The organism is Paenibacillus sp. FSL L8-0333, assembly GCF_037965665.1.
Taxonomy (GTDB): Bacteria; Bacillota; Bacilli; order Paenibacillales; family Paenibacillaceae; genus Paenibacillus_AQ; species Paenibacillus_AQ odorifer.
The window spans coordinates 1,218,581-1,236,398 of record NZ_CP150186.1 but is presented as its reverse complement, the minus strand read 5'-3'; the positions used below and the strand labels follow the sequence as shown (position 1 = coordinate 1,236,398).

General features: G+C 46.0%; 16 protein-coding genes. 10 read left to right on the top strand and 6 right to left on the bottom strand.

All coding sequences use genetic code 11. The features are described from left to right. Positions 1 to 265: 265 nt before the first annotated feature. Genes NYE72_RS05300 through NYE72_RS05285 form a run of 4 tightly spaced genes read right to left on the bottom strand, consistent with a single transcriptional unit; the run spans position 266 to position 4,054 of the window. Positions 266 to 1,234 (bottom strand): sugar phosphate isomerase/epimerase, encoded by a 969-nt coding sequence (locus NYE72_RS05300; RefSeq protein WP_339211439.1) that lies wholly within the window; start codon positions 1,232 to 1,234, stop codon positions 266 to 268. Then, on the bottom strand, positions 1,235 to 1,966 hold the full coding sequence (locus NYE72_RS05295) for a ThuA domain-containing protein (protein ID WP_038569006.1): 732 nt from the start codon (positions 1,964 to 1,966) through the stop codon (positions 1,235 to 1,237). 51 nt (positions 1,967 to 2,017) lie between these two features. Next, entirely contained in the window at positions 2,018 to 3,094 is a 1,077-nt protein-coding gene (locus NYE72_RS05290) for a Gfo/Idh/MocA family oxidoreductase (protein WP_038569004.1), read from the bottom strand. 6 nt (positions 3,095 to 3,100) lie between these two features. Next, entirely contained in the window at positions 3,101 to 4,054 is a 954-nt protein-coding gene (locus NYE72_RS05285) for an AraC family transcriptional regulator (protein ID WP_052096809.1), read from the bottom strand. A gap of 346 nt (positions 4,055 to 4,400) precedes the next feature. Here NYE72_RS05285 and NYE72_RS05280 point away from each other — a divergent pair, with 346 nt between their 5' ends. The 5 genes from NYE72_RS05280 (at position 4,401) to NYE72_RS05260 (ending at position 10,311) form a co-directional block, all read left to right on the top strand. Continuing rightward, entirely contained in the window at positions 4,401 to 5,405 is a 1,005-nt protein-coding gene (locus NYE72_RS05280) for a substrate-binding domain-containing protein (protein ID WP_036680403.1), read from the top strand. 155 nt (positions 5,406 to 5,560) lie between these two features. Then, positions 5,561 to 6,826, top strand: a complete 1,266-nt coding sequence (locus NYE72_RS05275) for an extracellular solute-binding protein (protein WP_038569000.1) — start codon at positions 5,561 to 5,563, stop codon at positions 6,824 to 6,826. 77 nt (positions 6,827 to 6,903) lie between these two features. Then, positions 6,904 to 7,770, top strand: a complete 867-nt coding sequence (locus NYE72_RS05270; RefSeq protein ID WP_038568998.1) for a sugar ABC transporter permease — start codon at positions 6,904 to 6,906, stop codon at positions 7,768 to 7,770. Continuing rightward, on the top strand, positions 7,770 to 8,588 hold the full coding sequence (locus NYE72_RS05265; protein ID WP_038574152.1) for a carbohydrate ABC transporter permease: 819 nt from the start codon (positions 7,770 to 7,772) through the stop codon (positions 8,586 to 8,588). Before NYE72_RS05270 ends, NYE72_RS05265 begins: the two co-directional genes overlap by 1 nt. Before the next feature lie 34 nt (positions 8,589 to 8,622). Then, entirely contained in the window at positions 8,623 to 10,311 is a 1,689-nt protein-coding gene (locus NYE72_RS05260; protein WP_038568996.1) for an alpha-glucosidase, read from the top strand. 47 nt (positions 10,312 to 10,358) lie between these two features. On the opposite strand, the gene NYE72_RS05255 is transcribed toward NYE72_RS05260, so the two are convergent. Beyond that, a complete protein-coding gene (locus NYE72_RS05255) occupies positions 10,359 to 10,889 on the bottom strand; it encodes an NUDIX domain-containing protein (protein ID WP_038568994.1) in 531 nt (176 codons plus the stop codon). Between the two features lie 36 nt (positions 10,890 to 10,925). After that, positions 10,926 to 12,401: an amidase family protein gene (locus NYE72_RS05250; protein WP_038568992.1), complete on the bottom strand. Its 1,476-nt coding sequence runs from the start codon at positions 12,399 to 12,401 to the stop codon at positions 10,926 to 10,928. Positions 12,402 to 12,570: 169 nt separating this feature from the next. Between NYE72_RS05250 and NYE72_RS05245 the strand changes: the two genes are divergently transcribed. Genes NYE72_RS05245 through NYE72_RS05225 form a run of 5 tightly spaced genes read left to right on the top strand, consistent with a single transcriptional unit; the run spans position 12,571 to position 17,740 of the window. Further along, positions 12,571 to 13,416: an STM4015 family protein gene (locus NYE72_RS05245; RefSeq protein ID WP_038568990.1), complete on the top strand. Its 846-nt coding sequence runs from the start codon at positions 12,571 to 12,573 to the stop codon at positions 13,414 to 13,416. Further along, on the top strand, positions 13,376 to 14,713 hold the full coding sequence (locus NYE72_RS05240; protein WP_244886425.1) for an STM4014 family protein: 1,338 nt from the start codon (positions 13,376 to 13,378) through the stop codon (positions 14,711 to 14,713). The genes NYE72_RS05245 and NYE72_RS05240 overlap by 41 nt, the downstream gene beginning before the upstream one ends. Next, positions 14,713 to 15,495: an STM4013/SEN3800 family hydrolase gene (locus NYE72_RS05235; protein ID WP_038568987.1), complete on the top strand. Its 783-nt coding sequence runs from the start codon at positions 14,713 to 14,715 to the stop codon at positions 15,493 to 15,495. The genes NYE72_RS05240 and NYE72_RS05235 overlap by 1 nt, the downstream gene beginning before the upstream one ends. A gap of 32 nt (positions 15,496 to 15,527) precedes the next feature. Continuing rightward, positions 15,528 to 16,877, top strand: a complete 1,350-nt coding sequence (locus NYE72_RS05230) for an STM4012 family radical SAM protein (RefSeq protein WP_038568985.1) — start codon at positions 15,528 to 15,530, stop codon at positions 16,875 to 16,877. Further along, a complete protein-coding gene (locus tag NYE72_RS05225; protein WP_076100449.1) occupies positions 16,874 to 17,740 on the top strand; it encodes an STM4011 family radical SAM protein in 867 nt (288 codons plus the stop codon). The genes NYE72_RS05230 and NYE72_RS05225 overlap by 4 nt, the downstream gene beginning before the upstream one ends. The last annotated feature ends 78 nt before the right edge of the window (positions 17,741 to 17,818 follow it).

Here is a 17,818-nt window from a genome sequence, read left to right as displayed (position 1 = left end):
TTAGTTGGTTTTTAGTTGGTTTTTAGTTGGTTTTTCGTTCGTTTCTTGTTTCATTTCTGGTTTAGTTACTAGTTCGTTCCCAGTACATTTCTGGGTTAGTTTCTAGTTCGTTTCTTATTAGCTCCTACTCGTCTCTACCTCCTCCCTATCTCTTTGCCAGCTCATTTCTACTCCCTTCCGCTCTTCCGTTTTCCCCTCCACCCCCACTACACACAGAAAAAGCCTTGATTCTCTTAATAGAGAATCAAGGCTTTCTAAATTGACCTTACACCCACCACATACCCTGAGGTTGGTCATGAATAAGAATGGATTGCAAATTGGTTACTGCACGTTGGAAGCCTTCGTCAACCGTCATAAGAGGGTCTTCATGCTCGATGCTCACCACGTAATCATAACCGTAAGTGCGCAGCGCGCTCATGATATCTGACCACTCAGATATGCTGTGCCCACAACCAACGGAGCGGAAGGTCCATGCGCGGGTCTGCACATCGCCATAAGGTTGCATATCGGTCAAACCATACATATTGATGTTGTCCTGATCCAAGTAAGTATCCTTGGCATGGAAATGGTGAATCGCGCCAGCTTTACCGAGAATCTTAATAGCACCTACAGGATCAATACCTTGCCACCACAGATGGCTCGGATCCAGATTGGCTCCGATAGCATCGCAGGTTGCTTCTCTAAGCTTCAAAATCGTATAAGGGGTGTGGCACAGGAAGCCGCCATGCAGCTCGATGCCGATCTTAACGCCATGCTCCTCGGCCAGCTTGCTGATTTCCTTCCAGTAAGGGATCAGCTTATGTTCCCACTGCCAGGTTTTGATGTCGCTGTACACGGTAGGCCAAGGCGTGACTGGCCAGTTCGGTGCTTTTGCCTCATCGCTGTCCCCAGCCGTTCCCGAAAAGGTGTTCACGACCTTAACACCCATGAGTGAAGCCAGCTTGATCGATTTACGGAGAATTTCATCCCCAGCGCGGGCTTCTTCTTTATCTGGTGAAATCGGGTTATTATGGCAACTGAAGGCACTGATCATAATGCCACGTTTCGTGAACTTTTCCAAATATTCTTGACGTGCTGACTCGCTGGCAAGCAGCTCATCTGTCGGACAGTGAGCATTACCGGGATTACCACCCGAGCCGATTTCTACCGCATTCAAACCTGCGGCGGCGATTTTATCTAACATCTCGTCAAGACTCAAGCTTCCAAATACAGGATCAAATACGCCTAATTTCATTTATACGACCACCTTTTCTTTGATAGGCTCTAAGGCTTCAGAATGTCCGTAAACCGGATAGTCACGTTTCGTTGGGGCACACCAGTTCACGCCATTGATGATAACTTTTTGAATATCCTTGTTGTAATAGGTTGGGTAAGATTCATGACCAGGCTGGAAATAAAAGATCTTCCCGCTGCCTCTACGGTAGGTCGATCCGCTTGGGAAGACGTTGCCGCCTTCGAACCAGCCGACAAATACAAGACTCTCTGGTGCTGGCACATCAAAATGCGCACCGTACATTTCCTCTTGCTCCAAGTCGATGTATTCACCAATACCCTCAGCAATCGGGTGACTTGGGTCCATGACCCACAGGCGCTCCTTCTCCTCAGCTTCACGCCATTTCAGATCGCAGCTGGTGCCCATTAATTTCATAAAGATTTTGGACATATGGCCCGAATGAAGCACTACAAGTCCCATACCTTGCAGCACTCGCGCATGTACACGGTTTACAATCTCATCACTTACTTCATGATGGGCGATATGTCCCCACCAGATCAGTACATCCGTGTTATCCAATACCTCTTGCGTCAGCCCGTGCTCTGGTTCATCCAGCGTAGCTGTCTGAGTGTCCAGTCCTGCTTCTTGAAGGAAGCTGGCCAGTTGTCCATGAATACCTTGCGGATAGACCTTAAGAATTCTTTCTTCCTGCCGTTCATGACGGAATTCATTCCATACGGTTACTCTTGTCACTTGGGACACACTCCTAGTTCATATTTATCTATGACCATCGAATTTGCTTAATTATTCAAAAAACACAGGCATTCCAGTTTCAGAGGATTTATAAATAGCCTCCAAGATGCGAGTCACAACCAACGCCTGCTCCGGCTTCACTACAGGCTCGGTGTCATTTACAATGCTGTCAATCCACTGAGCTGCCTCTATCATCGCAGGATCATCTCCCGCACCATCATAAAAGTCGACGCCACCGGCATCCAGACCGATATGCTTTTCAAATGTTTTACCGTAGGCTTCTCCGTTAATGCGCAGACCGTTCTCCATATCTGCTCCGCCTTCAGTCCCACAAAGTACCGTTTTGGCCTCACCGACATCGAGTGTATTCAGTGCCCAGCTTGCTTCTAAGACGATGGTAGCCCCATTCTCCATAGTGATGAATCCAATGGCGGAATCCTCAACTGTAAACTTCTCAGGATCCCACGGGCCCCAAGCATTTGCAGCATTTTTACGACCGGACAGCTTATGATAAGCGTTGCCCACGACATATTTAGGTTTGTAATTATCCATCATCCACAGGGTCAAATCGAGCGCATGGGTGCCGATATCAATCAACGGACCGCCGCCTTGCGCTTCTTCATCCAAAAACACACCCCAAGTTGGGACAGCGCGACGACGGATAGCCTTAGCTCTGGCGTAATAGATCTCACCAAGCTCATTATTCTCACATACCGCATGCAGATAAGCTGAATCTGGTCTGAAACGGTTCTGATAACCGATGGTCAGCTTTTTCCCAGTTCGCTCTGAGGCCTCGATCATCGCTTGTGCTTCTGCCGTGGTTTTAGCCATCGGCTTCTCACACATTACGTGTTTGCCTGCTTCCATAGCCGCAATGGAAATCTCCGCATGGGAAATGTTCGGCGTACATACATGAATCACATCTATACTTGCATCGTTAAGAAGCTCTTTATAATCTGTGTAAACTACGGACTGCTCATCTCCAAACTCCGCTTTTGCCTTCTCGGCACGTTCAGCGACGATATCACAAAAAGCAACCATTCGCGCACCTTCTACTTTTTTTAACGCGGGCATGTGCTTGCCGTTCGCAATACCTCCGCAGCCGATAATTCCTACTGTTAAAGTCATTCTGGTCTAACCTCCACTTATTCCTGTTTTGATATCTCTATCATACAAAGCTGAGGAAGGGCTTTCTTCCTGCAATCTTGCTGTATTATTCCCGAATATTGTCTTGTGGTATTTCAGCGGGGATATCCCCGTTGCTTCCTTGAAAAAATGATGGAAGGTCTTCACGCTGCCAAACCCGGCTGCTTCCGCCACGGCAGACATCGGCAGATCTTCATTGATCAAGATCCATTTGGCTTTGTTAAGCCGGTATTCATTTAAGAACGCGATAAAGGTCATGCCCGTGTTTTTCTTGAACAATTTGGTAAAATAATAAGGACTAAAACCCATATAATTAGCTACCTCATTCAGCGAAATAGCCTCCTGATAATGCTGCTCCACATAAATAAAAATCCGCTCTAGTCTCTCCAGTGTTTCTCTGGATTGATTCAGTGTATCTTCCGAGAACTTAGGCTGTTTCTTGATCGGACTCTTCGGCACCTCCCGTAAAATAACGGTCAGCAGTTCAAACAATCTAGCCTTGATTAGAAAAACATACCCTTCTCTTCGCTGTACATCTTCCTCGTAAATACTCTCAATCAGACCTTTGACCTTCGCGGCAGTTGCCACGGGCCATCTTGAACTGGAATACTCCATAAGCGTAAAGACCTCACGAAGTGAGTAGTCATTACCGTTCAAAGCGGCTACTTCTTGGAACAAATTCAGGTCAAATTGAATCACTACCCGTTCACTCTCAGGTGAAGAGAGAAAATAATGCACATCCCCACCATTGATAAACTGAACCTCGCCCTGCTCCATGTGAATAGGGGTATCGTTAATTCCCAGATTCAGGCTTCCTTTAGTAACATAGATAATTTCAATTTCTTTATGCCAATGCGGATAACACAACGTATCACCATTGCAGAGTAAACTGCGGTAAGGAAAGTGCTTATCTACATCCGGAATCTCGAGATAAATATTCATAAATGCAACTCCTTATCCGAGTAAATCATTAAAACCAGGGCTTGCATGCCATATTTTAAAATTTTACGTAAGCGTTTACTCTCTAAATGTTAGACCTCCAATATTCTTTTGTCAATTCCGATATTTCTAAGTAAATTTTTGGTATATACATCGGTATCATTCCTATTAAAAGATTACTGCTCTTGCGTAGTTTTGATCATTTTTTTATTTTTTAAGTACAGTTGACAAAAGCGCCTACCAGCATTTATATTCGGGGTAAGCGTTTACGTTCTCTTCCTTCATAACTTACTCTCATCAGCGTAAGCGTTTAATTCAAGGATAACCGTAGTTTAAGGAGCTCATAGGAATGAACCCAACGATTAAAGATGTTGCACAGAAAGCGAACGTTTCCATTGCCACAGTCTCTCGCGTGCTAAACAATTTAAGTGGGTATTCGGACAAAACGAAACAAAAGGTAAATGAGGCGATCAAAGAAATTGGTTATCAACCCAATGCGATTGCCCGGGGTCTAATCAATAAGCGTACACAGACCATTGGTGTTATGTTCCCTAGTGTTTCTGGTGCCTTCTCTTCCGATCTGCTCAAAGGTATTGAAGAATTGGCCAATGACCGGAACTACAGTGTGATGGTATGCAATACCGATCAGGACGGTAAAAGAACGTTGAAGTATTTGCAGCTCCTGAGAGAGAAACAGGTTGATGGCATTATTTTTTCTAGTGAAGTCCTTAAGAAAGAATATTACGATGTGCTAGAAACCATGAGGATCCCCGTTGTACTGGTCTCTTCCCAAACAGAATTCGCCAAGGTCCCTTATGTGAAAGTAGATGATTATCGAGCAGCTTTTGACGCTATCCTCTACTTAATTTCAAAAGGTCACCGCAAAATAGCCATGATTAGTGGGAACCCTAGCGATCTTATCGCTGGTGCGCCAAGAGCAGAAGGTTACAAGCATGCGCTTGAAGCAAATGGCATTCCTTTTGACAGCCGCTATCTTGCTTACGGAGATTTTTTGTATGAGAGCGGAAGTATAGCTATGGAGACTCTTTTGGAGCAAGCGCCTGATGTGACTGCCGTTTTTGCTGCTAGTGATGAAATGGCGATTGGTGCCCTCTCCACCGTTATCAAAAATGGTCTAAGCGTGCCCGAGGATATCTCCATTATGGGATATGACGATCTTGGATTAGCCAAAATGGTTATTCCGCCTTTAACAACAGTACGCCAACCGCTGTACGATATTGGAAAGATCGCCGTGGAGAAGCTCATTCAGATGATTGAAACAGGCGAGTCTGTGAACAGCCAGATTGTCGATCACACAATTGTGGAAAGACAAACGGTAAGATCGCTTACCTAAGTCTTTTTATCAATATTACGTAAACGTTTACTGTTTCTTTTATGGCATACCCGTCGCTTAGAAGAACATGAATATCATTTAAATTTGCAATCAACGTAAACGTTTACTCTTACCAAATTCACCATAATACCAACACATTATTAGGAGGATTTATCATGAAAAAAACAATTAAACCCGTAATGGTTAGTCTACTGGCTATGTCCGTGCTTAGCGCCTGCGGTAGCAATAGTGGTAACAATGCGGCTGACAACACATCTAGCGGCGGGAACTCCTCCGGTGACAAGGTGAAAATTGAGTTTTTCCAAAATAAGACCGAAGCCAAAGCCACCTTCGACAAGCTGGTTGCGAAATTTAATGAAGCCAATCCGAACATCGTAGTCACTCAAGTGAACCCACCGGATGCCGAAACAGTACTGAAGACTCGTGCAGCTAAAAAAGACATTCCTGACGTGGTCGGTATCGGTGCCACTGACACCTACAAAACATTATCCGGAAGTGGTCTGTTTGAAGACTTCTCTAGTGATCCACTTGCTGAAAGTATCCAGCCTGCTTATGTTCAAATGCTGAAAGACCTGACGGGTTCTAGCGAGCTGAATGGTCTTCCATTCTCTTCGAACGCAAGTGGTGTCATTTACAATAAAGCGATGTTCACTGAAGCCGGCGTTACTGTGCCAACCACTTGGGACGAGTTCATTGCCGTCGCTCAAAAGTTCAAGGACAGCGGTAAAAATGCTTTTTACCTGACCCTTAAGGATTCCTGGACAACCCTTACGCCGTTCAACTCCCTCTCTACAATCATAAAAGGCAATGATTTCTTCAAGCAGCGTACTGAAGGTACTGTGACTTTCGCAGACAGCTTCAACGAAATTGCTGAAAAGCTGCTTAAGCTGACGGAGTTCGGTCAGAAAGATATTTTTGGAAAAGGCTACAATGACGGCAACACAGCTTTCGCAAAAGGTGAATCTGCAATGTATCTGCAAGGGGTATGGGCGATCCCAGAAATCGTGAAGGCTAATCCATCCATTGAGCTTGGTGTATTCCCTTTCCCAGCGACAAATGATGCTGCTAACAATAAGGTCATTTCTGGCGTAGACACATTGTTGACTATCTCTAAGAGCACTAAACATAAAGAAGAAGCTAAAAAATTCGTGGAATTCCTGCTCCAGCCTGAGAATGTCAGCCTCTACATTAACGAGCAAAAAGCATTCCCAGCTGTGCAAGGTGTAACACAAGATGATCCGACAATGGACGGCTTCAAAGCAGCATTTACCTCAGGTAACTTGGCCGACTTTGCGGACCACTACATCCCAAGTGCCATGAAAGTGGATACCATCAATCAAGCCTTCCTGCAAAAGAAAGATGTTGATGCGTACCTGAAACAGCTTGATAAAGAATGGGATAAGGTAGCTGACCGGAAATAACAAGACCTGACAAATAAGAGCCGAGAAAGAGAACGGGACTCCCCCTTCTCTTTCTCTTTTCCAAGGAGGATTACATGATGGCCAAACGCCGAGTCGCCTTTTATCTAATGACTATACCGGCATTGCTTCTTTTCTTTGCCTTTCACACCTTTCCTGCACTGCAGGGTATTTATTATTCGTTCACTAACTGGGACGGCTTCAGTGACAGCTTTGATTACGTAGGATTTAAGAACTTCATTAACATTTTTCAAGACGAAAATGTGCTGAATTCATATGTGTTCACTTTTAAATATGCCATCTTAACAACTATTCTCATCAACATCATCAGTTTGTTGATTGCGCTTGGGCTTAACGCCAAGATTAAAGCCAAAAACTTTTTCCGCGGTGTATATTTCCTGCCTAATATCCTCAGCGTGCTGATTGTCGGCTTTATTTTCAACTATTTGTTCGCAAATGTATTCCCTATCTGGGGCGAGAAGCTTGGCAGCGAATTCCTTTCGCAGAACATTCTCGGCAACTCCGATTGGGCCTGGATCGGTATCGTCATTGTAGCCGTCTGGCAGGGAATTGCTTATAACACGATTCTCTATCTGGCAGGTCTACAGACGATTCCGCAAGATCTTTACGAAGCCTCCAATCTGGACGGCGCTAGCCGCTGGAGAGAATTCTGGAGCATTACTTTTCCAATGCTTGCTTCCTTCTTCACGATCAACATGGTGCTGGCGATGAAGGGCGGCTTAATGGTATTCGACCAAATCGTAGCCTTGACAGGTGGGGGACCTGGACGTTCAACACAATCCATTGCCCACTTAATCTATACAGGCGGCTTCCAAGGCGGAGAATTTGCCTATCAATCGGCGAACGCCGTGATTTATTTTATCGTGATCGTTGTGATCTCCGCCCTTCAGCTTAAATTTCTGCAGAAACGGGAGATGGACTTATGATCAAAAAATCAAGCAACTGGCCTGCAACGATTCTTATCGCGCTAGGCTCACTACTAATCCTTTTTCCGCTGTACATGACTATTGCTATCGCGTTAAAGAATCCCGAGGAAATGGCTCAATCCATCTTTTCACTGCCGACTGGCCTGCATTTTGAGAATTTCGCCAATGCCATTAAGGCAACTAATTTCTTCAACGCCTTGGGAAATAGCGCCACGATCACAATAACATCAGTAGTGTTCATCTTGCTTACCAACTCCATGGTAGCCTACGCGATTGCCCGCAATATGAACCGAAAATTCTTCAAAGCGCTCTACTTTTACTTTATCAGCGCAATGTTTATTCCTTTCCAGATTATTATGCTGCCTGTGGTCAAAGTGACAACGGATCTGCATATGAACAACATTTTGGGTCTTATTATTCTATACATTGTTTATGGCTTGGCTTTTAACGTGTTTGTATACACTGGCTATATCCGCTCTATTCCTTATGAGCTAGAGGAAGCTGCCACAGTAGATGGTGCAACGACATTCGGAACGTTCTGGAAGATTATTTTCCCACTTCTTGCTCCGGTCAGTGCAACAATTGGTATCCTCTCTTGTCTGTCGACTTGGAACGACTTTATGCTGCCGTTGATTCTGCTCGGTGATCAGGATTCATACACACTTCCGCTTGTACAGTATGTCTTCCAAGGTCAATTCAGCACAGATTTCAACTTAGCCTTTGCTTCGTATCTGCTCGCTTTATCCCCGATGCTCGTGGTCTATTTGTTCGCGCAAAAATGGATTATAAGTGGACTAACATCAGGGTCCATTAAATAACTAAGATTTATATAGAGAGATAGGAGAGTTATACATGGATAAGAAATGGTGGAAAGAAAGCGTAGTTTATCAAATCTACCCCCGCAGCTTCAAAGACAGTAACGGGGACGGCATCGGTGATCTGCAGGGCATTATCTCGAAACTCGATTATTTAAATCAGCTTGGCGTCGACGTAGTCTGGTTATGCCCGGTATATGAGTCGCCAAACGACGATAACGGCTATGATATCAGTAACTATCAAAGTATTATGGATGATTTCGGAACACTCTCTGATTGGGAGGAACTGCTAGCTGGGCTTCACAGCCGCGGCATGAAGCTGATTATGGATCTCGTGGTCAACCACTCCTCTGATGAGCACGCTTGGTTCGTGGAGTCCCGCAAATCGCAGGATAATCCTTATCGTGATTATTATATCTGGCGGCCGGGCCAGGACGGACAGACGCCTAACGACTGGGGCTCCTTCTTCAGCGGTTCGGCTTGGGAATTCGATGAGAAGTCGGAGGAATATTACCTCCATCTCTTCTCGAGAAAGCAACCCGACCTGAATTGGGATAATCCTAAGCTGCGCCAGGAAGTCTACGATATGATGACCTGGTGGCTGGACAAGGGTATTGACGGATTCCGCATGGATGTAATCAACTTGATTTCCAAAGTACCGGAATTACCTAGCGTTGCCCCAGAAAATAACGGAGAACAGCCTACGTACCACTTCGGAGGAGACTATTTCGTTAACGGACCACGCGTACATGAGTATATGCAGGAAATGAACCGTGAGGTCCTGTCCAAGTACGATATCATGACAGTGGGCGAAGCCGTTAATGTCACTCCAGAAGAAGCTTCACTGTATGTTTCCGAGGATCGCAACGAGCTTAACATGGTATTCCATTTCGAGCTCATGGACGTCGATTCCGGACCTGGAGGCAAATGGAATGTGCAGCCTTGGAAGCTGGCGGACATCAAGTCCATCATTTCCAAATGGCAAGTCGCGCTGGACGGTAAAGGTTGGAACAGTCTGTATATGAACAACCACGATCAGCCGCGTATGTTATCCCGCTTCGGAGATGATAAGCTATATCCGAAAGAGTCTGCCAAGATGCTCGCAACACTGCTGCACACGCTCCAAGGCACACCTTACATCTATCAAGGCGAAGAAATCGGCATGACGAATGTACAGTTTAATTCCATCAACGATTACAAAGATATTGAAATCCTGAATATGTATAAAGAATACTTGGCTGCCGGACATTCGGAAGAAGCTATCATGAACTCCATTTACATTAAAGGCCGGGACAATGGCCGTACGCCAATGCAATGGAACGCCGAGCCGCAGGCAGGCTTCACGACGGGCTCTCCTTGGATAGCCGTAAATCCTAATTACAAGGAAATTAATGTGGAGCAGGCGCTGGCTGATCCTGATTCTATTTTTTACTATTATAAGAGACTTATTGAGCTACGCAAGCAGCATGAAATTATCGTATATGGTAGCTATACGATCTTGGCTGAAGAGAACGAGCAGATCTATGCTTATCTGCGTACTCTTGGAGAAGAACAGCTACTGGTTGTATTGAATTTCTTCGGAGTGCCCGCGACCTTCGAACTTCCTTCTACTGTGAAATTCCAAACGAAGGAACTGCTTATTGCCAACTACGAAGTAAATCCAGAAGAAGAACTAAACACAATTCAGCTTCGCCCTTATGAAGCTCGTGTGTATAAGCTTAAATAATTCCCCCCTTGCATGGAAACAACAAAAAGGAGCCTCATGGCTCCTTTTTAATTTCCTCCAACAGCTACCGGATTGACCTGTACCTGTCCCGCGTTCAATTTCTCAATAATCGCCAGTAAGAAGGTTTCGGCTAGGCTGTTCTTTTTAATCGCTCTGGCGGCTTCTTCCAAGGTAAACCATTCAGCATGATCAACCTCAGTACTCACCTGGCTCAAGTCCTCCGAATCTGCAACACCTATAAAATTCAGCATTAGCGTATTGGATGGTGCGAAGTACAAGCTGCGCATATATTCATAAGCGACAATATCAAGTCCTACCTCTTCTTTTACCTCACGTACGAGAGTCGTTTCCGCATCTTCACCTTTGTTCACGTATCCTGCGAGTAATATGTAGTCTGGCCGATTATATTGCTGAATTAATAAAATCTTGTTTTTCTCCCTGTTTAATACTGCTGTACTAATCGCCGTGCTGAAAATAGGGAATCGGAACATTTCACATGCATTACAATAAGGTACCTGCCCTTCCCCATCGGCTTCTTTCATTACTAACGCAGTCCCACATTCCAGGCAATACTTCAAACTGATCGCTTCCTTCTATTCTAAGTTAGCCTAATTCTACTCCAATTGAGGAGGAATCCGGTGATACGTAGCTTGTTCAAACCCGTATGCTAAGGCTATGAGCGTAGGCTCGCTATAAGCTTTTCCGGAAAAAACAACACCAAAAGGCCCCCTGGTCGAATCCCCATCCGCATCAATAATGCCTTGAGATACATATCCCGCCGGAACGGTAACTAATGGATAACCTAAGCGTGCCGCAATATACATGCCATCTACATCACCAGGCAGCAATAACGCGTCTAAACTATATTGTTCCAACACATAATCTATTCCTTGCTCAAGCGCTAATTCCTTGTATTCTTGTCTCTTCTCTTCATAGACCTCTTCAGTTAATGTTATTTCTTCTGATCTTGTCAGAGTGTCTTGTCCATATTGCAAGGCAATCTCAGCATGTCTTTCATTATAGGCTATCAATTCCTGCAAAGAGTGAATCGGAACGGATTCATCTACTTGTGCTAAATACTGGTTGAGCCCTTTTTTAAATTCATAACAAATCACATCATTATTCCAATTCTGTTGTTCAACATGTACTGTGACAGGATCTATAATGGTAGCCCCTTCGTTCTTCAAGGTCAAGATAGCTGCTTCCATAATTGCAAGCCTCTCAGTGTCTAAATGCTTATAATAATGCCGTGGAATACCTATTCTTGCTTGTCGTATAAAGCTTTTATCTAAACTTGAAGTATAGTCTGTATAAGCGTATTTTTTGCTTGAAAATGTTGCTGAATCGTTGGCGTCCACTCCGGTTAATGCCCCTAAAATAATTGCCGCATCTGTAACCGTTCTAGCAATAGGCCCAGGGGTATCCTGACTTACTGAAATGGGAATGACTCCAGTACGGCTGACTAATCCCACCGTAGGTTTGATTCCGACAAGAGCATGTTGGCTGGCTGGACCGATAATAGATCCTGCGGTTTCCGTTCCGATCGCTGCTGCTGCCAGATTCGCTGCTACGGCTGCCGCAGGCCCAGAGCTGGAACCACTGACAAATACCGTCCCAGGTCCATACGGATTCAGTACAAGCCCTCCCCGCGAGCTATATCCCGCAGGCATTGTACTAGACATAAAATTAGACCATTCCGACATATTCGCCTTCCCAAGTAAAATAGCCCCCGCCAATCGAAGCTTGGCCGCTACAAATGAATCTTTTGCCGCAATTGATCCAGCTAAAGCTACAGAACCGGCACTCGTATGCATCTTATCCGCGGTGTCTATATTATCCTTCAATACAATAGGAATACCGTGCAGGCTCCCCCGGCTCCCTTTTTCTGCTCGTTCTTTATCGAGTGCTCGCGCGATTTGTATAACCTCTGGATTTATTTCTAAAATAGAGTTTATGTCTATATCGTATTTATGGATCCGCTCCAAATACACTTGAACTATATCCTCTGAGTTGATTAAACCTGCTTCCAGAGCCTCTTGCATTTTAATTATATCCGTCTCAATAATCCATTCCTGAAGTTTATTCTTCATACGAATAACTCCTTCCAAAAAAATAAAAATGCCTCTAGTATAAACCTACCACAAAATTTCACCTCAATAATATGGAGAGTTTAACTATAGTTATATTCAGCTATTTGACTCCCTCGGCTACAGATGATAGGGTATTTTCGAAGTTAAATTTTTCCGGGAGGGAACACCCATGACGGAAGTAAAGCTTAGCATCGGATACGACGAATTCGAAGAAGGTCAAAGAATTGGCAAAGCAATTGAGAAGTTAAGCAGCAGCGCTGAAAGTGCGTCACTAACCAGCCTAATTATTGGTGATTGGGGGCAAGCCTACGAGAATAGCTCCGATGAGGTTGTGGATGCGCTGGTTACGCATAGTGCAAGCTTCCCTGCTTTACGCAAGCTTTTTATTGGTGAGATGGGTTATGAGGAGTGCGAGATTTCTTGGATTACCCAAAGCGATCTATCACCGCTGTTGCCTGCCTTTCCAGAATTACAATCACTCACCATTCAAGGTGGAAATGAGCTAAGCCTCTCAGAGCTAAAACATGACAAGTTAGAAAAGCTAATTATTATCACTGGTGGCTTGAGTAAAACCGTGCTTGAAAATATTGCAGCCAGCCAATTGCCGAATTTGCGTAAGCTGGAACTATATCTTGGCGTAGATAACTACGGCTTTGACGGAAGCCTCGCAGATATTCTACCTCTTTTAGAAGTAGGAAAGTTCCCTAAACTTACCTATCTGGGATTAAAAAATAGCGAAATACAAGATGAAATCGCCGGTGCAGTAGCAAATGCTCCAATTCTGGATCAGTTGGATACGCTAGATCTGTCTCTAGGTACCCTCAGCGACGAGGGGGCTGAGTTGCTTCTAGCCAGCGAGAGAATCAAGGGACTAAAGGCATTGAACCTAAGCCATCATTATATGTCTGACGAGATGATCAGCCGCTGGCAAAAGAGTGGATTGCCTGTCGATGTCAGCGACAAGCAGGAAAGCGATGATGAGGAAGACTGGCGTTATCCTTCCATCACAGAATGAGCCCCTCATGCGGCCAATGATCGTTATTGGTATTCCCGGAGATAAACGAACTAGCGGCATTCAGCAAGCGCGTTCCGATCTCGGAATGCCACCCGCCATCATTTTATCGTATGCTGAGTTCCTGCAAGGTCAATCGTTAGGTGATCTGCTGGAAGTGCAGAAGCAGCAGTTATCCAGCCAGCCGGCTGTTTATAACGGAATAGATCTCAGTGCGGCTCCCCCGCTGCTGAGATTGGAATCGCCTGGAAGCAGCTTTGAAGTAGAACGTGCCTTAATCGCTCTTGGCGCACCTGATGCCGTTGATGTTGACGATTCGCTGCATCCCTACGCTGAAAGACCTGATCCGCGCCCACTCCGTGTGAAGGTAGCTCATCAATTGAAGGAGATGCAGGGTGTCCTGCATCATCCTTCGCAATGGTTCCGCGGTTATTGCCGCATGCTGGCTAGACTACAGCGCGAAGCCAAAGAGGTTTGTTCAGGTTCGCTATGGTTAAATGACCCCGCAGACATTGCGGCCATGACCGATAAACGTCGGACACAACAGATTCTAAGTGAGGCAGGCATCACTATTCCTCGTCCATTAGGCGTGGAACAGCAGCCTACGGACTATGCCTCTCTCCGTGAGATGATGATATCCCGGCGAATGCACCGGGTATTCATCAAGCTAGCCTTCGGCTCTGCCGCTTCCGGGGTGATCGCCTATCAGCTCCATCCCGTTACAGGTGCCGAAGTTGCCTTAACTACAGTGGGGGTCGAGAATTATATCACCCGACCACCCATTTACTATAATTCCGGTAAACTGCGGCGGTACACAGATACCGCTACGATCTCCGGCATTATTAACTGGATTTATCGACATGGTGGTTATGCCGAGCAATGGATTCCTAAGATCGGCCATAACGGCAAAGCCTTCGATATCCGCCAGCTCGTGGTTCTCCGCGAAGCCTGTCATGCAATTGCTCGTGTAAGTTCCACCCCAATTACGAATCTGCATTTACGCAGCCAGCGGATGTCTCCTTCGGAAGCCGGTCTATCAGAATTCATACAGGAGCAGGTACGAAATACCGCGTTGCAAGCGCTGGCGGCATTTCCCCGTTCTGGAGTTGCCGGGATAGACGTGCTGATATCTGGAGGATCGCAGCAGTGTTTTGTCGCCGATGTTAATCCTTTTGGCGATTTGCTGTACGATGTGAAATACCGTGGCTGCAGCACCTACGAATGGGAAATGAAGGTATTGACCGCCAGAGACTATATTACTCATCCCTCAACACCGCTTATAAAGGAAGGATCCTCTTAATGGATATGAACACTATCGTTGGCACCCATGACATTCTAATGATCACACTCGATACCCTTCGATACGATGCAGCTACTATGGAGGAAGCGAACTGCCCGAACCTGTGCGGAACGGGACCCTGGGAGAAAAGACATACTCCCGGCAGCTTTACTTATGCGGCCCATCACGCTTTTTTCGGCGGCTTCTTGCCAACTCCAGCCACAACGGATAAAACCGAGCATATCCGCATGTTCCATTCCCGAAACACCGGAATGAAGACGCATCCCCATACATGGCTGTTCGATACGCCGGATATCGTGTCAGGACTTGCTGCTGAGGGCTATCGTACGGTTTGTATTGGAGGTGTTATTTTTTTCACCAAAAAAAATCCACTCGCTCGTGTGTTGCCAAGCTATTTCCAGCAAAGCTACTGGCGGATGACCTTCGGTGTGACCAATCCGCGTTCCACAGAGCATCAGGTGAACCATGCCTTGAAGCTGCTAAAGGATACTCCTAGCGAGCAAAGATTGTTTATGTTCCTCAACGTCTCTGCCATTCACGGACCAAATCATTATTTTGTACCTGGTGCTAAAAAAGACTCCGTAGACAGCCAGCGCGCCGCTCTTCGTTATGTGGACGGTGAACTGGGCCGGTTGTTCGATGCGTTCCGGGAACGCGGCAATCCGGTCTTCTGCCTGGCTTTTTCAGATCATGGAACCGCTTATGGGGAAGATGGCTATCAGGGGCATCGCCTAGCCCACGAGACGGTATGGAACGTCCCTTATCGGGAGTTTATTTTATAATATTTATACCAAGGAAAGGATGGAGAACTGATATGACGTTATCGTCCTTCTCTTTAGAAGAGCTTCATAAGTGGAAAAACAGCATTACTGCCCACCCTTACCGTTCTTATCTGTATTCCTATCCACACAAAACGGCTTACAGGGATTTGCAGCCTCCGATGCCGCTAGAAACACTCTGGCGTGATGAGCCTGCGGAATCTTTCTTTCTATATATGCATATTCCGTTTTGTGGCGCACGCTGCGGATTCTGCAACCTATTTACCCTGCCTGATAAACGCGCAAATGTTCATGCCACATACGTGGATGCACTGGAACGCCAAGCAAAGCAATGGGCGGAATTCACCAGACATAAACCTTATGCGCGCTTTGCGATCGGCGGCGGAACTCCCACCCTGCTGGCAGCAGATCAGCTCCGCCGCTTGTTCCACATTGCCGTTGATACGATGGGACTGGATACAAATACAGCCTCCATCTCAGTGGAAACTTCACCGGAGACGATTACCGAAGAGAAGTTGAATATTCTAAAAGAATATACGGTGGATCGGGTCAGCATGGGCATCCAAAGTTTTGTCGCTGCTGAATCGGCGGCCATCTATCGCCCACAAAATCCGGATGAGGTGTATCGGGCACTAGAGCTGCTGGGGAAATATGATTTTCCCATATTAAATTTAGATCTGATCTACGGGCTTCCGGGGCAGACGGTCGACTCTTGGCTATATTCGCTCAATCAAGCGATCAGCTTTGAGCCAGAGGAAATTTTCATCTATCCGCTCTACACCCGAGAGCATACGATTGTGAAGCCTGGTGATATCCAGCGTCAGGACGATATTCGCCTAGATTGCTACAAAGCCGCTGGGCAGCTGCTTAGAGCGAGAGGATATCGCCAATACTCCATGCGTCGTTTCGCCAAGGAAGACGCAGGAACAGCTAAACCCATTCTCGATTATAGCTGCCAAGAAGAAGGAATGGTCGGCTTGGGCTGCGGAGCCAGATCCTACACCCGCCATGTGCATTACGCTTCCCGTTATGGGGTAAGCCGTAAAGCAACCGAGAGCATTATTGCTGATTACATTGCGACGGATCGTTACGATACTGCGGATTACGGAATTGTGCTGAGTCTTGAAGAACAGAAACGCCGCTTTATTCTGAAGGCGATTCTACATAGCGAAGGGCTGAAGCTTGAAGATTACAGCCAGCGTTTCGATCAATCACTCTGGAGTGATTATCCTGAGCTGTCCAACCTGCTTCATTCCGGTCTTGGGCAGGAGGGAGATGGCATCCTGCGTCTTACCACCGAAGGGATGGGTTACTCTGATTCGATTGGGGATTGGTTTATTTCTGGGGAGATCCGAGAGCAGATGGAAAGGTTCGTATTGCCATGAATGCGGTCCTCTACTACCGCGGCTCCCTCACGTCCTGCAACTATGATTGCCCCTATTGTCCTTTTGGCAAAACAAGAGACAGCGCAGCTACGCTCGCCAAGGACCGCCAGGGGTTGGAGGCCTTTGTAGCATGGGCGTCTGAGCAAGGTGCGGCAGGTCATCGGCTTTCTATATTTTTTAATCCCTATGGCGAAGGGCTGATTCATCGCTGGTACAAAGAAGCAATGATTGCGCTCTCCAATATGGACCATGTAGAGAAGGTAGCGATTCAGACCAACCTTTCTGCCAACCTGGATTTCATCTCCCAGCTGAATCGTAAAAAAGTGGCCTTTTGGGCCACCTACCACCCCGGACAAGTGCGGGAGGATAAATTTCTGGCGCAATGTATGACTTTATACGAGAACGACGTTCCGTTTAGTGTGGGAAGCGTTGGAATACGCAGCGCTTTTTCAGCTATAGCTTCACTTCGCTCTGCATTACCGGAAAACGTGTACCTATGGGTCAATGCTTACAAAGATAAACCGGATTATTATACAGCTGAGGATTTTGCCTTCCTTAGCGAGATTGACCCACATTTTTCTGTAAATGCTATGGATTATGAAAGCCTTGGCCAAGCCTGCAATGCAGGAAAAGATGTTTTTTATGTACAGGGTGCTGGACTTGTGAAACGCTGCTATAAGGACAGAGGTGTCATTGGAAATCTTTACCGTGATGGGCTAGAGGGTCTCTCTGCTGTTAGAAGCTGCCGAATGAAGGTATGCGATTGTTATATCGGTTATATTCATATGCCCGAGCTGAAGCTGCGGAGCATCTATGAGGATGGACTTTTGGAACGAATCCCTTATGGCGCTATGAACAACTGAATTAAAATTCCAGACAGGGTTTCTTTACTCTCTGTGGAATATGACAAGTAGCCCCCATCTATAGGGGCATAGCAAACA